The sequence below is a fragment of the Saccharopolyspora griseoalba genome, assembly GCF_042665275.1.
Classification (GTDB): Bacteria; Actinomycetota; Actinomycetes; order Mycobacteriales; family Pseudonocardiaceae; genus Saccharopolyspora; species Saccharopolyspora griseoalba.
The window spans coordinates 98,615-115,464 of record NZ_JBHTCJ010000010.1 but is presented as its reverse complement, the minus strand read 5'-3'; the positions used below and the strand labels follow the sequence as shown (position 1 = coordinate 115,464).

Genomic DNA, 16,850 nt, shown 5'->3' with positions numbered 1-16,850 from the left:
GGTCAGAGCTCTTCGATGGACAGCCCGAGGGCGCGCAGGTCCGGGATGGTGCCCTCCTGCGCCGCGCGCACCGCGTCGAGCAACGTGCCCCGGCCGGCGGTGACCCGTGCGAAGTTGTCCTCCATGACCTGCAGGGTCGCGGTCATCCGCGGTCCCCACGTCCAGTCGCCCGGGACCCGGGGCGCCTCCCGCTCGAACAGGTCGTAGATGTCCTGGCCGCCGTAGTAGGAGACGTCCATCGCCCGCCGACCGACGTCGACCAGGTCCGGCACCGCCGGGTACTGCAACCCGGCGCCGGAGTTCAACCGCGCGCGCAGCGAGTCGGGGCTGGAGACCTGCCACTCGATGAACTCCATCGCGGCTTCGGCCTTCTCGCTGCCCGCGGTGACGGCGAACGTCGATCCGCCGTGGTCGCCGATGCGGGAGTCGGCCGGATCCCACCGCGGCATCGGCGCGATCGCCCACTTGCCCGCCTGCCCGGGATGCTTGGTCACCTGCGCGGCCGCGTCCCACGCGCCGCTGAGCCGGGTGAGCACCTGACCGCCGCTCACCTGCGAGTCGTAGCGCAGGCTGTCGGCAGGCCCGGTGAACACCAGGTCCTCGTCGATCATGCGCTGCCAGAACTCGGCGACGCGCCGGGTCGGCCGGTCGGTCAGCGAGATCTGCCAGCGGCCGTCGCGGGTGTCGAACCACCGCGCGCCCGCCTGCATGCAGTACGCCGCGAACTGCGCGCCGCCGTCGGTCGGGAACGTCGAGAGCCGGGTCCCCGGCAGGTGATCGCGCACCGCGCGGGCCAGCTGGGCGAACTCCTCCCAGGTGCGCGGCACCTCGAATCCGTGCGCGGCGAAGACGTCGCTGCGGTAGTGCAGCACCATCGGCTCGAAGTCGGAGGGGACCGAGAACACCTTGCCCGCGAAGGTGGTGCGCTCCAACGCCTGCGGCAGCAGGCGTCGGCGCAGCCGGTCGCTGATCAGATCGGTGAGGTCCCGCGCCACGCCGTCGATGGCGAATCCGGGCAGCTGCGGGTACTCGATGGTGGCCACGTCCGGGGCGTTCCCGGCTCGGGCCGCGTTGCTCAGCTTCGCGTAGCCGCCCTGGCCGCCGGTCGGGATCTGCTCGTACGACACCCAGATCCGGTCCTGCGCGCGGTTGAACGCGTCCACCACCGGTTGCGTGGCGCGCAGCGCCGACCAGAAGGTGATCTCGGTTCGTCCCGCGGGCTTTCCAACACACCCGGCGACCGGCAGCACCAGCGCCGCGGTGAGCGCGCTGCGGCGGTTGAAGGGCATCGTTGCCTCCAGGGCTCTCGTGGCGAGACCTGGAGAGCATGAACGTCTTTGCGAAAAGCGGTCAATAAACGCCGAAAAGCGATCAATCGATCAGCACGCGGGTGGAGCCGCGCACGACCAGGCGGGGGAGCAGCTCGACGCGCTGCGCCCAGCGCTCGTCGGGGTTGTCCAGCCGGCGGCGGAGGAGTTCGGCCGCCACCCTGCCCACCTCGGCCTTCGGCGGTGCGACGGCGGTCAGCGGCGTCGCGCCCATGGCGGCGACCACGTCGTCGTAGGCGACCACCGAGCAGTCCTCGGGCACCCGCACACCGGCCTCGGCCAGCTGCTGGACGAGCATCAGCGCGTCCACGTCGCCGTGCAGGATCGCCGCGGTGGCGCGGTTCTCGCGCAGGGCCCGCGCCGGCCAGCCGGGATCGAAGTCCTGCCCGGCGGCCAGGCCGTCGGGATCGGCGTCGTGCGCCGACACCGCGACCGGGCACTCCTCCAGCTCCGGTCGCGCGGCGACCAGCTCGGCGAACGCGCCGCGGATCGCGCGGGCGGTGGGGCTGTCGGCGCGCGCGGCCAGCAGGATGCGCCGGTGCCCGAGGCCGATCAGGTGATCGACCGCCAACCGCATGCCGTGGAAGTGGTCGCTGCAGACCGAGTCCAGGGCGTGCAGCGGGCTGTCCCGGGGCGGTCGGCGCTCCATCAGCACCGCGGGCAGCCGCACCTGGGCGAGCCAGCGGTACTCGTCCTCGTCGGCGGCGCTGCGCCAGCGCGGCGCGATCAGCACGCCCCGGACCTCCTCGGCGTCCAGCCGCTCCACGATCGGACGCTCGGCCCCGGAGGCGTGCGGCACCACGTGCAGCACCACCCGTATGCGCGCCTGCTCCAGGGCGGTTCGCGCGCCGTGCACGACCTCGTGCAGGTAGGCGTGCCGCTCGGGCACCAGCAGCGCGACGGCGCCCGGGCTCGACGAGCTCGCCGCGGGAGCTCGTCGCGGCACCAGCGAACGGGCCACCCCGTGCCCGCGCCGGATGCTCCCCTCGCGAGCCAGCTCCTCGACGTCGCGGCGCGCCGTGACGATCGAGACCTCCAGCTCCGCGGCGAGGTCGCTGACCTTCACCGCTCCGCGGGCCTGCACCGCGGCCAGGATCCGCCGCCGCCGATCCGCAACGGCTTCGCGCATGGCTCCCCCTGATCGATCGATCGCTCGGAGAGCACCATAGCGATCGGAACGAAGCCGGACGACGGTCGCGAGATCCCCTGCTGGGGCGTGCGTCGCGGTCGTTCCGCGCGGCGGTGCGGGCAGCTCGCCCGCTCGCCGAGGCGAGGGCGGCTCCGCCGCTTCGACGCGGACCTAGCGCCAGACGGTCACCGTGGTGCGGACCGGGGTGGCCTCGTCATCGGCGAAGAGGTCGGGCTGGCGCTCCCGGATGCGCTCGATGTCGGCGAAGACCTCGCGCAGGTGGTGGCGCATGGTGGTGCGGGCCAGGTCCAGGTCGCGGGCGCGGACCGCCTCGAGGATGCGCACGTGCTGGTCGGCGAAGGTCTGCGGCGGGCTCGACTCGTAGAGGCCGAGGCGGCGGGCGCGGTCGAGGTGGCCCTTGGCCGAGACCACCGTGGGCCAGGCCCGGTCGTGGCCGGACAGGCGCAGCAGGCCGTGGTGGAAGCGCTCGTCGAGGGCGAAGAACTCCTCGACGTCGTCGCCGGCGGCGCGCTGCTGGGCGAGGTTGTCCTCCAGCGCGGCGAGCAGCTCCGGGTCGGGCTGCTGCGGGAGGTCCTCCAGAGCCGTGAGCTCGACGGCCTCGCGGAGGAACTGGGCGTCGGCGACCCGTCGCATGTCGACGCGGGAGACGAACGAGCCGATCTGCGGGAACACCTGCACCAAACCGTCCTCGGCGAGCAGGATCAGCCCTTCGCGGACCGGGGTGCGGCTGACCCCGAGGTCGGCGGCCAGGTCCTTCTCGGAGAGGGCTTCGCCGGGCCGCAGCTGCAGGGTCAGCACTTGGCGGCGCAGCGTCTCGTAGACGGTGCGGCGGCTGGACTGCTTGCTGGACCCGGGCACGTCACGATCCTAGCCCGCCTTGACCGCACTGATCGATCAGTGCTTGTATACCAGTACTGCCATATCAGTCCGCTCGTGCCGCGAAGGAGCTCACGATGACCGACAGCACCCAGTCGCCGCCGGGAGTGGCGCGGCGCAGCACGCGCGAGCTGAGCAAGGCAGCGGTCTCCGGCTGGCTGGGCACGGCGATGGAGTTCATGGACTTCCAGCTGTACTCGCTGGCCGCCGCGATCGTGTTCAACAAGATCTTCTTCCCGGACGTCAGCCCGGCGATCGGGCTGATCGCGGCGATGGCCACCTACGGCGTCGGCTACGTCGCCCGGCTGATCGGCGCCGTGTACTTCGGGCGCATGGGCGACCGGATCGGGCGCAAGAAGGTCCTGTTCCTGACCATCACGATCATGGGCGCGTCGACCACGCTGATCGGCGTGCTGCCGCCCTACCAGACGATCGGCATCGCCGCGCCGATCCTGCTGGTGGTGCTGCGGCTGATCCAGGGATTCGGCGCGGGCGCCGAGATCGCCGGGGCCACCGTGATGCTCGTGGAGTACGCACCGGTCAAGCGACGCGGCCTGGTGGCCTCGCTGGTGTCGCTGGGCACCAACTCCGGCACGCTGGCCGCCTCCGGGCTGTGGGCGGTGCTGCTGGCGGTCCTCACCGAGGAGCAGGTCGTCGCCTGGGGCTGGCGGCTGCCGTTCCTGCTGAGCTTCGTGCTGCTGCTGTTCGGCGTGTGGATGCGCGCGAACCTGCGGGAGAGCCCGGTGTTCGAGGAGCGCCAGGACGCCGAGGAAGCCGCGGAGGCCGAGAGCGCCATCGAGACCGGGCTCAAGCAGCGCAAGGGGCGCTCGTTCCTGGTCGCGCTGGGACTGCGGTTCGGCCAGGCGGGCAACTCCGGGCTCGTGCAGACCTTCCTGGTCGGCTACGTCGCCTCCACGCTGATGATCGAGCGCTCGGTGCCCACCAACGCCGTGGTCTACGGCTCCGTACTGGGCTTCGCCACCGTCCCGCTGGTGGGCATGCTCGGCGACCGGTTCGGCCGCAGGCCCGTCTACCTGGCGCTGAGCCTGCTGACCGCGGTGCTGGCCGTGCCGATGATGGCCACCATCGCGACCGGGAACACCATCGCGCTGACCGCGGCGATGATCCTCGGGCTCAACATCGGTGTGCTGGGCCTGTTCTCGGTGGAGAGCGTCACCATGGCCGAGCTGTTCGGCTCGCGCACCCGGTTCACCCAGCTGGCCGTGGCCAAGGAGATCGGCGGCACGCTGGCCACCGCGATCGGGCCGGTGATGGCCGCCGGGCTGACCGCGTGGACCCAGCACTGGTGGCCGATCGCGGCGATGCTCATCGCCTACTCGTCGATCACGTTCCTGGCGACCTGGCTCGCCCCCGAAACGCGCGGACGTGACCTGGTTCGAACGGAGGACGCCCTGTGAAGGCCGTTGTCGCGCACGGGGAAGGCGACGTCCGCGTCGCCGACCTGCCCGATCCCGTCCCCGCTGCTGGGGAGGTGCTGGTGGCCATGGAGTGGGGCGGGATCTGCGGATCCGACGTCTCCTACTGGCGCCACGGCGGCACCGGAACCGCAGCGCTGCGCCACCCGATGGTGCTGGGACACGAGGTCGCCGGGCGCATCGCCGCGGTGGGACGAGGGGTTTCGGGCCTCGAGGTGGGATTGCCGGTCACGGTGCACCCGGCCGAGCTGGTCGGCGACCCCGGGCTGCCCGCGCGCATCGCCGGGCGCACCAACCTGCACCCGCACGTGCGCTACTTCGGCTCGGCGGCCTTCCAGCCGCACACCGACGGCGGGTTCAGCCAGTACCGCGCGGTGCCCGCCGATCAGATCCGGACGCTGCCGGACGGCGTCTCCACGTTGCACGGTGCGCTCGCGGAGCCGCTGGGGGTGGCTCTGCACGCGGTCAACCGGGCGGGGGAACTGCGCGGCAGGACTGTGCTGGTCAACGGTGCCGGTCCGATCGGTGCGCTGGTGGTCGCCGCGGCGAAGCGGCGCGGGGCGGCGGTGATCGCCGCCGACCCCGCGCCGGCCTCGCTGGCCATCGCGCGGCGGATGGGAGCCGACGAAACCCGCGATCTGTCGGCCGGGGACGAGCTCCCGGCCGACGTGGAGCTGTCCTTCGAGGCCTCCGGCGTGCCGGCGGCGATCGGGCCGGTGCTGCGGTCGACCGCGCGCGGCGGCGCGGTCGTGCAGGTCGGCAACCTGCCGGGCGAGCCGGCCCCGGCCGCGCTCGGCGACCTGGTCACCCGCGAGCTGACCTGGATCGGCTCGTACCGCTTCGTCGACGAGATCACCGATGCGCTCCAGCTGATGCGCGACGGTCTCGACGTCAGCCCGCTGATCACCCACACATTCGGCCTGGGCGAGGCGGTCGAGGCGCTGGCCACCGCGGCGGACCGGTCCACCGGCAGCAGCAAGGTCGTGCTCCGCCTCGACGGGTGATCAGTCCACCGGGACGACGCGGACGAGGTTGCCGTCGGGGTCGGCGACGACGAACGTGCGGCCGAAGACGTCGTCGTGCGGCTCCTGCACGACCTCGACCCCCTTGTTCGCCCAGTCCCGGTGGTAGCGGTCGATCTCCTCGGCGCCACCCGACAGGCACAGGCACACCTCGCTGGTGCGCGAGGGGCGGGCCTCGCCGGAAGCCCCGCTCCACAGGGCCAGCTGGACGCCGCCGCCGAGCTCGAAGGCGATGAACCGCGGGCTCTCGAAGCACGGCTGCATCTCGAACAGCTCGCCGTAGAACCGCGCGGACTTCGCGGCGTCGGCGACGTGGACGATGAACATGTTCGGTGCGGGCACGGACGGCTCCTCCCGGTCGGATTCGAGGAGGAGCGTGCACCGGGGCACCGACAACCCGGTCAGTCGCTCGGGGGGAGGTCGAGGATCGACTGGAGGTCGATCCGGCGGGCCGTGTCGACGAAGGCCTTGGCGAGGATGGGTTCGGGGTCGCGGTCGTGCAGGACCACCCCGATGGTCTTGCTGATCTCCGGTTCGGACAGCGGCACCGCGCGCATGCCCTCCGGGATGCCGAAGCGCAGCAGCCAGGTGTGCGGCAGCACCGTCGCCCACGGCCCCTCCTTGACGTGCGAGTACAGCGCGCTGATCGAGTCGGTCTCCACCGCGGGCTGCGGGTCGACCCGGGCCTGCTCGAACACCGCGTTGAGGATGCGGCGGTTCTGCATGTCCTCGGTCAGCAGGCACAGCGGGAGCTCGGCGGCCTCGGCCCAGGTCGCCGCGGAGCGGTCGGCGAGCTGCGCCTCGTCGGCCAGCAGCAGGTAGCGCTCGGGGTAGAGCGGGACCGTGCGCACGTTGGTCAGCGGCTCGTTGTCGATGTAGGTCACCCCGACGTCGAGGCCGTACTGGGACAACCCGCGCTGGATCTCGATGGAGGTCAGCGAGGTGACGGCGATCCGCACCCTGGGCTGGGCCTGGCACAGCAGCGACGTCAGGATCGGCACCACGCACAGCGCGGTGGGGATGCTGCCGATGCGCAGGCGCCCGCTCAGCCCCTCCCGCATGGCCCCGACGTCCTCGACCAGGGCGTCGCGCTCGGCGAGGATCCGGTAGGCCCACCTGAGGATGCGCTCGCCCTCCGGGGTGAATCCGATGAACCTGTTGCCGCGCTGGATGATCTGCACGTGCAGCTCGGCCTCGAGCTTGCGGATCGCCGCGGACATGGCGGGCTGCGAGATGTAGCACGCCTCGGCGGCGCGGGCGAAGTGCCGCTCGCGCGCGAGGGTCGTGAGGTACTCGAGTTGTCGCAGCAGCATGGCGGAATGCTAGTCCGGCGGACGCCCGCGCAGTCCCCGCGAATCGGTGGGCGGAACGCCGATCGCCGAACGGGAGTTCCGCCGGGCCGTTTCCGATCACCACCGGGCGGGTACCCGCCCGGCCAGCTGGGGTCGCACCGCTCGTCCCGGGAACCGCGCCTCTGGTGGGGGATCGAATTCCGCTGGTTGCCGATCGGTTGTCACCGCATCCGCCGATCGCCGAAGCTCGACGCAGTCACGTTGCTCAAGGAGGACGGTATGACCTGGGAAGAGCCCGAGTTCACCGTGGTCGAGGTCTGCGCCGAGGCGACCGGCTACTTCCACCGGCGATAAGCCATGCTGCTGCGTTGCCTCGGAGTCGCCGCGGGCGGTGGTTACCCGCAGTGGAACTGCGCCTGCGCCGGCTGCCGCGCGGCCCGCGACCGGCCCGAGCGGGCCTCGATGCACGCGGGCCTCGCGGTCTCCGGGACGGGGGAGCGGTGGTTCCTGCTCAACGCGACCCCGGACGTGCACCACCAGATCGCCGCCGACCCGAACCTGCACCCCGGTCCCGGACCGCGGGACACCCCGGTGGCCGGGGTGCTGCTCACCGACGCCGAGTTCGACCACACCATCGGGCTGCTGATGCTGCGCGAGGGCGCCGAGCTCGTCGTGCGCGGCACGCCCGAGGTGCTCGACGCGCTCGAAACCCGGTTCCCGGTGCGCGGGCTGCTCGGCGACTACGCCAGCGTCGACTGGCGACCGGTCGAACTTGGCGAGCCGATCGAGCTCGACGAGCGGCTGCGCGCCACGGCGTTCCGCACCGGCGGGAAACCGCCCCGCTACGTGGGTTCGGACGAGCGCGCCAACTGGGAGCTGGGCTACCGGCTGCAGGACGCCGTCACCGGAGGCACCGCGGTGTACGCGCCGACCGTGCCGCGCTGGGACGAGGCCTTCGCCGCGCAGGTCGCCGACGCCGACTGCGTGTTCTGCGACGGCACCTTCCACACCGACGACGAGATGTCCCGCCAGGGCACCGGATCCCGGCCCGGGCTGTCCATGGGCCACATGCCGATCGACGGCCCCGACGGTTCCGCGCGGCGGCTCGCCGAGCTGCCCGGGCGCAAGATCTACGTCCACGTCAACAACACCAACCCGATCCTCGACGAGGACTCGGCCGAGCGCCGCAGGTTGGCGCGGCTGGGCATCGAGGTCGGGCACGCGGGTTTGGAGGTCGAGCTATGACGCCGCTGCCTGCTGCGGAGTTCGAGGAGGAGCTGCGAGCGATCGGCGAGCAGCGCTACCACCACCTGCACCCGTTCAACGAGCGGATGCACGCCGGTGACCTGACCGAGGACGAGTTCCGCGGCTGGGTGCGCAACCGCTTCTACTACCAGCTCAACCTGCCGATCAAGGACGCGTTCGTCCTGACCAAGCTGCCCGGCTCCGAGCACCGCAGGCGGTGGATCAAGCGGATCACCGACCACGACGGCACCGACGGCGCCGAGGGCGGTATCGAGCGCTGGGTGCGGCTGGGCGAATCGGTGGGCCTCACCCGCGCCGACCTGCACGACGACCGCGCGGTGCTGCCCGGGGTGCGCTTCGCGGTGGACGCCTACGTGGCGTTCTGCCGCGACCGGCCGTGGCTGGAGGCGGTGGCCTCGGCGATGACCGAGCTGTTCGCCCCGGACCTGCTCAGCCGCCGCATCACCGACGTCCGCGAGCACTACCCGTGGATCGCCCCGTCCGGGCTGGAGTACTTCCGCACCCGGCTCACCCAGCAGCCCGCCGACATCGAGCACCTGCTGGAGCTGGTGCTCACCCACGCCGACACCCGCGAGAAGCAGCTCGCCTGCGCTCGGGCGCTGGAGTTCAAGTGCGACGTGCTGTGGACGCTGCTGGACTCGGTCCAGCTGGCCTTCGGCAAGGACGCCTGATGGATCCGGAGGGCGCACCGCGGCTGGTGCCCAAGGGCAGGCTGCGCTTCGACAAGGTCCGCGGCGGCGACATGCTGCTGCTGCCCGAGCGGGTCGTGGAGCTCAACACCTCCAGCGCGGCGATCCTGCGGCTGTGCGACGGCACCCGCACGGCCGCCGAGATCATCACCGAGCTGGAGGCCGACTTCAACACCTCCGGGCTGTCCGAGGACGTCCTGGGATTCCTGCGGGACGCGCACCGACGAGGCTGGGTGACGACATGACCAACGCGCCGTACGGGCTGCTCGCCGAGCTCACCCACCAGTGCCCGCTGCACTGCTTGTACTGCTCCAACCCGCTGGCCCTGCGCCCGCGCGACGAGGAGCTGGGCACCGAGGACTGGCTGCGGGTGATCCGGGAGGCCGCCGAGCTCGGGGTGCTGCAGGTGCACTTCTCCGGCGGCGAACCGCTGGTGCGCGGCGACCTGGAGGAGCTCATCGCCGAGGCGGACCGCTGCGAGCTCTACACCAACCTGATCACCAGCGGGCTCGGGCTCACCGAGAACCGGGCGAAGGCGCTGGTCGGCGCCGGGCTCAACAGCGCGCAGCTGAGCGTTCAGGGCGACACCCCGGAGTCGACCGACCAGATCGCCGACAGCAAGCGCTTCGACAAGAAGCGGGAGGCGGCCGGCATCATCCGCGACAGCGGGCTGCCGCTGAACATGAACGTCGTGCTGCACCGGCTCAACCTCGACCGGCTCGACTCGATCATCGACGTGTGCGACGCCTGGGGCGCCGAGCGCCTGGAGCTGGCCAACACCCAGTACTACGGCTGGGGCCTGCGCAACCGGGAGGTGCTGCTGCCCAGCCGGGACCAGCTCGCCAGGGCCGAGGCCGTTTACCGGCGGCGCAAGCAGGAGCTGGCCGGCCGGATGGAGCTGCTGTGGATCCTGCCGGACTACTACGAGCCCTACCCGAAGCCGTGCATGGGCGGCTGGGCGCACAGCAGCTTCACCGTCGCACCGGACGGGACGGCCTACCCGTGCCCGGTGGCCGCCGAGATCGACGGCATGACCTTCCCGTCGGTGCGGACCGGTCCGCTGGAGCGGATCTGGGCGGAATCGCCGGCGTTCCAGGCGTTCCGGGGCACCGACTGGATGCCGGACCCGTGCCGGAGCTGCTCCCGCAAGGAGATCGACTTCGGCGGTTGCCGATGCCAGGCGTTCGCGCTCACCGGCGACGCCGCGCGAACCGACCCGGTGTGCGTGCACTCGCCGGACCACCACCTGGTCCGGGACGCCGTGCAGCGGGCCAACTCCGACGACCCGGCACCCGAACCGGTCTTCCGGCGCAGCGCTAGTCCTCGCCCTCCAGGACGTGCTGCATCCGGGCCGTGACCAGCGGGCGGCGGGGGTCGTGGCGGGGGAGGCGGTGCGCCAGCTGGCCGAGGATCTCCAGGTCGTCGGTGGGTTCGCTGCCGAACAGCGACCACAGCGCCTCGACGTCGCCGCGGTCGAGGACCGCGTTGCGCAGCGAGGCGAACAGCTCGTCGCGCTCGTCGCGGATCGCCGGCGCCTCGCTGTCCTCCAGCAGCGGTCCCCGGTAGGTCTCGGTGGCGGTGCGGATGTCGCCGTCGCGCAGCGCGCGGCGCACGGTGCGGAAGTCGGCGTCGACCGCGGCGCGCAGCCGGTAGGGCTTGGTGCCGATGACGTGCTCGCCGAGGTGCGCGCGCAGCCGGTGGATCTCGGCGCGCGCGGTCACCGGGTTCCCGTGGTCGCCGTAGAGCTGGTAGGCCAGCCGGTCGGCGGTCAGGCCTGCCGGGCGCATCGCCAGCAGGGTGAGGATCTCCGCGTGCCGCAGCGACAGCGGGATCTCGCGCCCGTCGAGCACCGCGCGCGGCCCCGAGGAGTCCAGGAAGGACAGCGAGAGCACCGGCTGCGGACGGGTCGAGGCCCGCTCACCGGGCAACCGCAGCAGGAACCCCTCCGGCAGCCGCTCCAGCAGGGCTTCGCGCCCGTCGGCGAGCGGCACGCTGTCGGAGCTGACGTCCACGCGTTCGGGAAGGTGCAGTCCAGGACCGGATTCGACCGCCAGCACCCGGCCGGTGCGGGTCAGCAGCGCCCCGGCCTCGCCGCGCAGCGCGCGCAGGTGCGGCATGTTCTTGGCCCGCAGCCGCTCGTCGCGCGCGGCCATCCGCGCCCGCAGGTGGCTCTCGGCGAGCTGGGCGGCCGCGCTGACCAGCGAGACCATCGCCGGGTGCACGGTGCGCAGCGGGCCGCTGATGTCCACCGATCCCAGGGCCTCCCCGGTGTCGGGGTCGTAGATGGGGCTCGCCGCGCAGGTCCAGTCGTGGTAGGTGCGCACCAGGTGCTCGGCGGAGTAGATCTGCACCGGTTTGCCCACCGCCAGCGTGGTTCCCATCGCGTTGGTTCCGATGGCCTCCTCCGACCAGCGGGTCCCCTCGGCCAGCCGAACCCGGTCGGCGCTGCGCTGGACGTCCGCGTTGCCCTCGCGCCACAGGATCAGCCCGTCGCGGTCGGTCACGATCATCACGTGCATCGCCTCGTCGGCGACGTCGAGCACGGTCTGGCGCAGCACCGGGATCGCGTCCACCAGCGGGTGGTTCGACCGCATGTCGCAGACCTCGTCGCGCTCGCAGACCACCGGCGCCTCGCAGGCGTCCGGGTCGACCTCGGCGGCCAGCGAGCGCTCCCAGGACTGCGAGACCAGCGGGCGCGGCGATCGCGGGGCGTGGTCCCCGCGCAGCACCGACTCCCAGACCTCGCCCAGCAGCGAGGCGTACTCGATGGGGTCGGCGAGCAACGTCGCGTTCTGCTGGTCGAGCTCCACGTGGCCTCCCGTGCGGACGTCTGCGCTGGCGCCTGCGCCGGTCATCATGACCACGGCGGAACGTCCTGGACAAGGGAACCACGCGCAATCCCGTCCGTTCGGTCAGGTCATCGGCTCCGTCACGGGATGCAACTCCGTTGCAACGTGACGTGAAGCACGCTGCGCGGGACAGCTGACGGTTCCGTGCAGGAGGACCAAGATGACGAAGTACGCAGCGCCGGGTGAGCAGGGCAGCGTCGTGGCCTACGAGTCGCGCTACGACCACTACATCGGCGGTGAGTACGTGGCACCGGCCAAGGGCGGCTACTTCGCGAACCCGACCCCGGTGACCGGCCAGGACTTCACCGAGATCGCGCGCGGCACCTCCGACGACGTGGAGCGCGCGCTCGACGCCGCGCACGGCGCGGCCCCGGCGTGGGGTCGCACCTCGCCCGCCGAGCGGGCCGTGGTGCTCAACCGGATCGCCGACCGGATGGAGGCGAACCTGGAGAAGCTCGCGGTCGCCGAGAGCTGGGAGAACGGCAAGCCGGTGCGCGAGACGCTGGCCGCCGACATCCCGCTGGCCATCGACCACTTCCGCTACTTCGCCGGCGCGATCCGCGCCCAGGAGGGCGGCATCAGCGAGATCGACGGCGACACGGTGGCCTACCACTTCCACGAGCCGCTGGGCGTGGTCGGCCAGATCATCCCGTGGAACTTCCCGATCCTGATGGCGGTCTGGAAGCTCGCTCCCGCGCTGGCCTCGGGCAACGCCGTGGTGCTCAAGCCCGCCGAGCAGACCCCGGCCTCGATCCACGTGCTGCTCGACGTCATCGGCGACCTGCTGCCCGCGGGCGTGCTCAACGTGGTCAACGGCTTCGGCGTCGAGGTGGGCAAGCCGCTGGCCTCCAGCGATCGGATCAGCAAGGTGGCCTTCACCGGTGAGACCACCACCGGCCGGCTGATCATGCAGTACGCCAGCGAGAACATCATCCCGGTGACCCTGGAGCTGGGCGGCAAGAGCCCGAACATCTTCTTCGAGGACGTCGCCGCGCACGACGACGGCTTCTACGACAAGGCGCTCGAGGGATTCACGATGTTCGCGCTCAACCAGGGCGAGGTGTGCACCTGCCCCTCGCGCGCGCTGGTGCAGAGCGGCATCTACGAGAAGTTCCTGGGCGAGGCGGTGCAGCGCACCCAGGCGGTCAAGCAGGGGCACCCGCTGGACACCGAGACCATGATCGGCGCGCAGGCCAGCAACGACCAGTTCGAGAAGATCCTGTCCTACATCGACATCGGCAAGCAGGAGGGCGCCAAGGTCCTCACCGGCGGGGCCAAGGCCGATCTCGGCGGCGAGCTCTCCGGCGGCTACTACGTGGAGCCGACGGTCTTCGAGGGGCACAACAAGATGCGGATCTTCCAGGAGGAGATCTTCGGCCCGGTGGTCTCGGTGGCCCGCTTCGACGACTACGCCGACGCGATCAAGACCGCCAACGACACCCTCTACGGCCTGGGCGCCGGGGTGTGGTCGCGCGATGCCGGCATCGCCTACAAGGCGGGCCGCGAGATCCAGGCGGGCCGGGTGTGGGTGAACAACTACCACGCCTACCCGGCGCACGCGGCCTTCGGCGGCTACAAGCAGTCGGGCATCGGCAGGGAGAACCACAAGATGATGCTGGAGCACTACCAGCAGACGAAGAACCTGCTGGTCAGCTACTCGCAGAACAAGCTCGGCCTCTTCTGATGGGATATTCCCGGGTTGCCGTGACCCCGGAGGCGGCGCAGCTGCTGCGCCACCTCCGGGCCGACCACGGCCCGCTGATGTTCCACCAGTCCGGCGGGTGCTGCGACGGCAGCGCGCCGATGTGCTACCCGGCGGGGGAGTTCCGCACCGGCGATTCCGACGTGCGCCTCGGTGAACTGCTGGTGGAGGGGATCGACGAGCTGATCCCGGTGTGGATGTCGGCGGCGCAGCACGAGTACTGGAAGCACACGCACCTGACCATCGATGTCGTGCGGGGGCGGGGCAGCGGCTTCTCGCTGGAGGCGCCGGAGGGCGTGCGCTTCCTGATCCGCTCCCGTCTGCTGACCGACGCGGAGCTCGAAGCCCTCGGCCTCGTCTGATCGTCGAGCGCCGGGGAACGGGGGGATCGCGGCGGCGGGCTCGTACCGACCGGTCGGGTCCGCCGCCGCGCGTTCGTCATGCCAACGGACGGCCGCACCCGCGAGCGGTGTGGTCGGGGTCACGATCCGGGCTAGGATGGGTGGCGGATCGGTTCGCGGCGGCTGCGCCGACGAGCCGGCGATCGATCGCGGTCCACCAGCGGCCGAGCCGCGGAAGTTCCCTGCCCGGTGCTTGGAGGATGCCCATGACCGTGCGAAGCCAGGTGCCTCGCCCGCGCGACGACAACCCGATCAGCACCGTGACCGAGCCCGAGCTGCTCGGGCCGCAGGCGGTGCGCGGTGGCCACTCGGGTGGTTGCGGCGACCTGGCGAAGTTCCACGTGCCGGAGGTCGTCTTCGGGCCCGGTGCGCTGGCCGAGCTGGGGCACTGCGCGCGGCGGTTGGGCGCCCGGCGGCCGTTCCTGGTCACCGACGGCGGGCTGACCGAGGCGCGCTGGGTGCGCGAGGCCGAGGGGCACCTGCAGGACGTGGGGCTCGCGGCGGTGGTGTGGGACCAGGTCACGCCCAACCCGAAGGATCACGAGATCGAGGCCGCTCATCGGCGCTACGCCGACTCCGGCGCGGACGTGATCATCGGGGTCGGCGGCGGTTCGGTGATCGACGCGGCCAAGGGCGTGGCGATCCTGTCCGGCAACGGCGGTCGGATCCTGGACTACGAGGGCGTCGACCAGGTGGTGCACCCGATCCCGCCGCTGGTCATGGCCCCGTCGACCTCGGGCACCGGAGCCGACGTCTCCCAGTTCGCCATCGTCACCGACACCGCGGCAGCGACCAAGATCACCATCCTCAGCCGCACCCTGGTCCCCGAGATCTCGGTGGTCGACCCGCGGTTGCTGATCACCATGCCGGACTGGCTCAACGCCGCCACCGGGCTGGACGCGCTCACCCACGCCATCGAGTCCTACGTCTCGAGGGCCCGCAGCACGCTCACCGACCAGCACTCGCTGCACGCCGCGGGGCTGATCAGCGGAAACCTGGCGCGCACCCTGTTCCGCCCCACCGAGGCCGCGCCCCGGGTGGCGATGGCCCAGGGCGCCCTGGAGGCGGGGATGGCCTTCACCAACGCCATCCTCGGCGCCACCCACGCGATGAGCCACCAGGTCGGCGGTCTGCTGGACGCCCCGCACGGGGTGATCAACGGGGTGCTGCTGCCGCACGTCATCCGGTTCAACGCCGAGACCGACGCCGCGCGCTACGTCCCGCTGGCCGAGGCGGTCGGGGTGGACACCGCCGCGCTCTCGGCCGAGGAGGCCGCCTTGCAGCTGGCCGACCGGGTGCGCGAGCTCGCCGACGTGGTGGGCGTGCCCAAGTCCTTGCGCTCGCTGGGCGTGTCCGACGTGGACGTACCGGTGCTGACCCGCAACACGCTCAAGGACGCCTGCCTGACCACCAACCCGCGCGAGGCCACGGCGGCCGACATCTCCCGGCTGTTCCGGGCCGCGCTGTGAGCGAGCACCTCATGTCCGCGCAGGACCCCGGCGAGCAGACCGACCTGGGCGTGCTGACCGGTCTGCGCTCCGGCAAGCGCTCCTTCTACCCGGAGTACGTGCGCTCGGCCGAGCGCCTGGAGTACGCGGTGCGCGCGCTGGACCGCATCTCCGGCGCGCTGGTGCGCACCGTCGAGGGGCCTCGGACGCTGGTGGAGGCGGTGGTCCGCGCCGCGGCCGAGCACCTGCAGGCCGACCGGTTGCTGCTGGCCATCGCCGACGGGGCGCTGCGCGCCGCCCGCCCGCGGTTCCTGCTGCTGTGCGGGGGCGAGCTCGTCGACCACGAGGCCGGGCTCGATCCCGAGGTGCGCGAGCAGCTGGACGCGGTGCGCTCCCGCCCGTGGGAGGTCGAGCTGGAGCCCGGCGGGCCCGGCTGGGTGCGGGCGCCGATGACGCTCGACGGCGAACCGGTCGGCGGCATCGTGGGCTGGCCCGGTGGCGGGGTCGCGGTCGCCGACACCGATCTGGCGATCCTGCGGGTGCTGGCCAACCAGGCGGCCGTCGCGGTGCACAACTCGTTCCTGTTCCACGCCGCCGCCCAGCTGCGCGGGCGCACCGAGCAGCTCTCCGAGGCGGCCGCGCAGCAGGCCCGCGACCTGGCCGCCCGCAACGCCGAGCTGCAGGAGGCCCAGCGGCGGCTCGTCGAGGCGATGCAGCGCCAGGCGCTCGACGACGAGCGGCACCGCATCGCCCGCGAGCTGCACGACACCGTCACCCAGTACGTGCTCAGCGCCGGGATGACCGTGGAGGTCTGCCGCGCCGAGCTCGCCGAGATGGGTCCCGGGCCCGCGGCGGTGGCCGAGCGGCTCGCCCCGGCCAAGGGCATGACCCAGGAGGCCGTCGGCCGGTTGCGCGCGGCGATCTACGCGCTGCACCACGGCGCCGAGGAACCGCCGGGTTCGCTGCCGGTGCTGCTCAAGCAGCTGTCCACGGTGCACCTGTCGGGCGAGCTGAAGGTCAAGGTCCGGGTGGAGGGGGCTCCGGCGCCGCTGCCGCCGGAGGACGAGAGCTCGATCCTGCGGCTCACCGGGGAGGCGCTGTTCAACATCGTCGCGCACGCCGAGGCGAGCCGCGCCGTGGTGCACCTGGCCTACCGGCCGGACGAGCTGCGGCTGACGGTCTCGGACAACGGCACCGGCGATCCCGCGCAGCTGCGCCGGTCGCTGCGCCTCTCGGAGGCCGCCGACCTGGCTGGCCGGCACCGCGGTCTGGTGAACATGAACGCCAGGGCCCGCGAGCTCGGCGGCACGCTGAGCATTCGCAAGGCGCGCATCGGCGGGGTCGCGCTGCAGCTGCGCGTCCCGCTCGACGTGCGGCGGGAGGAGTCGTGA

The 16,850-nt window shown here is 72.1% G+C and carries 16 protein-coding genes; 10 read left to right on the top strand and 6 right to left on the bottom strand.

Going from position 1 to position 16,850, the window contains the following annotated elements; translation table 11 throughout:
* Positions 1-2: 2 nt before the first annotated feature.
* From ACFQRI_RS19235 to ACFQRI_RS19225, 3 genes are all read right to left on the bottom strand, one after another.
* Positions 3-1,289, bottom strand: a complete 1,287-nt coding sequence (locus tag ACFQRI_RS19235) for an ABC transporter substrate-binding protein (RefSeq protein WP_380670540.1) — start codon at positions 1,287-1,289, stop codon at positions 3-5.
* 82 nt (positions 1,290-1,371) lie between these two features.
* On the bottom strand, positions 1,372-2,457 hold the full coding sequence (locus ACFQRI_RS19230) for a substrate-binding domain-containing protein (protein ID WP_380670538.1): 1,086 nt from the start codon (positions 2,455-2,457) through the stop codon (positions 1,372-1,374).
* A gap of 171 nt (positions 2,458-2,628) precedes the next feature.
* Positions 2,629-3,336: a GntR family transcriptional regulator gene (locus ACFQRI_RS19225; protein WP_380670536.1), complete on the bottom strand. Its 708-nt coding sequence runs from the start codon at positions 3,334-3,336 to the stop codon at positions 2,629-2,631.
* Between the two features lie 95 nt (positions 3,337-3,431).
* Between ACFQRI_RS19225 and ACFQRI_RS19220 the strand changes: the two genes are divergently transcribed.
* Both ACFQRI_RS19220 and ACFQRI_RS19215 read left to right on the top strand, forming a co-directional pair.
* Entirely contained in the window at positions 3,432-4,772 is a 1,341-nt protein-coding gene (locus ACFQRI_RS19220) for an MFS transporter (RefSeq protein ID WP_380670534.1), read from the top strand.
* Entirely contained in the window at positions 4,769-5,794 is a 1,026-nt protein-coding gene (locus ACFQRI_RS19215) for an L-idonate 5-dehydrogenase (RefSeq protein WP_380670532.1), read from the top strand. Before ACFQRI_RS19220 ends, ACFQRI_RS19215 begins: the two co-directional genes overlap by 4 nt.
* Here the strand turns inward: ACFQRI_RS19215 and ACFQRI_RS19210 are convergent, their stop codons facing one another.
* Positions 5,795-6,154, bottom strand: coding sequence for a VOC family protein (locus ACFQRI_RS19210; protein WP_380670530.1), 360 nt, complete (start codon positions 6,152-6,154; stop codon positions 5,795-5,797).
* 59 nt (positions 6,155-6,213) lie between these two features.
* Positions 6,214-7,125 carry a LysR family transcriptional regulator gene (locus ACFQRI_RS19205; RefSeq protein ID WP_380670528.1) on the bottom strand — a complete coding sequence of 304 codons (912 nt, stop codon included), beginning with the start codon at positions 7,123-7,125 and terminating at the stop codon, positions 6,214-6,216.
* Positions 7,126-7,461: 336 nt separating this feature from the next.
* Between ACFQRI_RS19205 and pqqB the strand changes: the two genes are divergently transcribed.
* From pqqB to pqqE, 4 genes are read left to right on the top strand one after another with little or no spacing between them, the layout of a single operon-like run.
* Positions 7,462-8,349, top strand: a complete 888-nt coding sequence (gene pqqB / locus ACFQRI_RS19200; protein WP_380670525.1) for a pyrroloquinoline quinone biosynthesis protein PqqB — start codon at positions 7,462-7,464, stop codon at positions 8,347-8,349.
* Positions 8,346-9,041 (top strand): pyrroloquinoline-quinone synthase PqqC, encoded by a 696-nt coding sequence (gene pqqC, locus ACFQRI_RS19195; protein ID WP_380670523.1) that lies wholly within the window; start codon positions 8,346-8,348, stop codon positions 9,039-9,041. The genes pqqB and pqqC overlap by 4 nt, the downstream gene beginning before the upstream one ends.
* Positions 9,041-9,304: a pyrroloquinoline quinone biosynthesis peptide chaperone PqqD gene (gene pqqD / locus ACFQRI_RS19190; RefSeq protein ID WP_380670521.1), complete on the top strand. Its 264-nt coding sequence runs from the start codon at positions 9,041-9,043 to the stop codon at positions 9,302-9,304. The genes pqqC and pqqD overlap by 1 nt, the downstream gene beginning before the upstream one ends.
* Complete coding sequence (gene pqqE / locus ACFQRI_RS19185) at positions 9,301-10,416, top strand: pyrroloquinoline quinone biosynthesis protein PqqE (protein WP_380670519.1); 1,116 nt, start codon at positions 9,301-9,303, stop codon at positions 10,414-10,416. Before pqqD ends, pqqE begins: the two co-directional genes overlap by 4 nt.
* On the opposite strand, the gene ACFQRI_RS19180 is transcribed toward pqqE, so the two are convergent.
* Entirely contained in the window at positions 10,376-11,869 is a 1,494-nt protein-coding gene (locus ACFQRI_RS19180; RefSeq protein ID WP_380670517.1) for a helix-turn-helix domain-containing protein, read from the bottom strand. The genes pqqE and ACFQRI_RS19180 overlap by 41 nt on opposite strands.
* A 199-nt stretch (positions 11,870-12,068) precedes the next feature.
* Here ACFQRI_RS19180 and adh point away from each other — a divergent pair, with 199 nt between their 5' ends.
* From adh to ACFQRI_RS19160, 4 genes are all read left to right on the top strand, one after another.
* A complete protein-coding gene (gene adh / locus ACFQRI_RS19175; protein ID WP_380670515.1) occupies positions 12,069-13,592 on the top strand; it encodes an aldehyde dehydrogenase in 1,524 nt (507 codons plus the stop codon).
* Positions 13,592-13,972 carry a DUF779 domain-containing protein gene (locus tag ACFQRI_RS19170; protein WP_380670513.1) on the top strand — a complete coding sequence of 127 codons (381 nt, stop codon included), beginning with the start codon at positions 13,592-13,594 and terminating at the stop codon, positions 13,970-13,972. The genes adh and ACFQRI_RS19170 overlap by 1 nt, the downstream gene beginning before the upstream one ends.
* 245 nt (positions 13,973-14,217) lie before the next feature.
* Positions 14,218-15,480, top strand: a complete 1,263-nt coding sequence (locus ACFQRI_RS19165) for an iron-containing alcohol dehydrogenase (RefSeq protein ID WP_380670511.1) — start codon at positions 14,218-14,220, stop codon at positions 15,478-15,480.
* Between the two features lie 11 nt (positions 15,481-15,491).
* A complete protein-coding gene (locus tag ACFQRI_RS19160; RefSeq protein WP_380670509.1) occupies positions 15,492-16,850 on the top strand; it encodes a MadS family sensor histidine kinase in 1,359 nt (452 codons plus the stop codon).

Excerpts from the sequence above, each read along its gene's own strand:
- ACFQRI_RS19230 (WP_380670538.1), bottom strand. The coding sequence starts at position 2,457 with ATGCGCGAAGCCGTTGCGGATCGGCGGCGGCGGATCCTGGCCGCGGTG.
- ACFQRI_RS19235 (WP_380670540.1), bottom strand. The coding sequence starts at position 1,289 with ATGCCCTTCAACCGCCGCAGCGCGCTCACCGCGGCGCTGGTGCTGCCG.
- pqqC (WP_380670523.1), top strand. The coding sequence starts at position 8,346 with ATGACGCCGCTGCCTGCTGCGGAGTTCGAGGAGGAGCTGCGAGCGATC.
- ACFQRI_RS19220 (WP_380670534.1), top strand. The coding sequence starts at position 3,432 with ATGACCGACAGCACCCAGTCGCCGCCGGGAGTGGCGCGGCGCAGCACG.
- ACFQRI_RS19205 (WP_380670528.1), bottom strand. The coding sequence starts at position 7,125 with ATGCTGCTGCGACAACTCGAGTACCTCACGACCCTCGCGCGCGAGCGG.
- pqqE (WP_380670519.1), top strand. The coding sequence starts at position 9,301 with ATGACCAACGCGCCGTACGGGCTGCTCGCCGAGCTCACCCACCAGTGC.
- ACFQRI_RS19170 (WP_380670513.1), top strand. The coding sequence starts at position 13,592 with ATGGGATATTCCCGGGTTGCCGTGACCCCGGAGGCGGCGCAGCTGCTG.
- ACFQRI_RS19165 (WP_380670511.1), top strand. The coding sequence starts at position 14,218 with ATGACCGTGCGAAGCCAGGTGCCTCGCCCGCGCGACGACAACCCGATC.
- pqqB (WP_380670525.1), top strand. The coding sequence starts at position 7,462 with ATGCTGCTGCGTTGCCTCGGAGTCGCCGCGGGCGGTGGTTACCCGCAG.
- ACFQRI_RS19160 (WP_380670509.1), top strand. The coding sequence starts at position 15,492 with ATGTCCGCGCAGGACCCCGGCGAGCAGACCGACCTGGGCGTGCTGACC.
- pqqD (WP_380670521.1), top strand. The coding sequence starts at position 9,041 with ATGGATCCGGAGGGCGCACCGCGGCTGGTGCCCAAGGGCAGGCTGCGC.
- adh (WP_380670515.1), top strand. The coding sequence starts at position 12,069 with ATGACGAAGTACGCAGCGCCGGGTGAGCAGGGCAGCGTCGTGGCCTAC.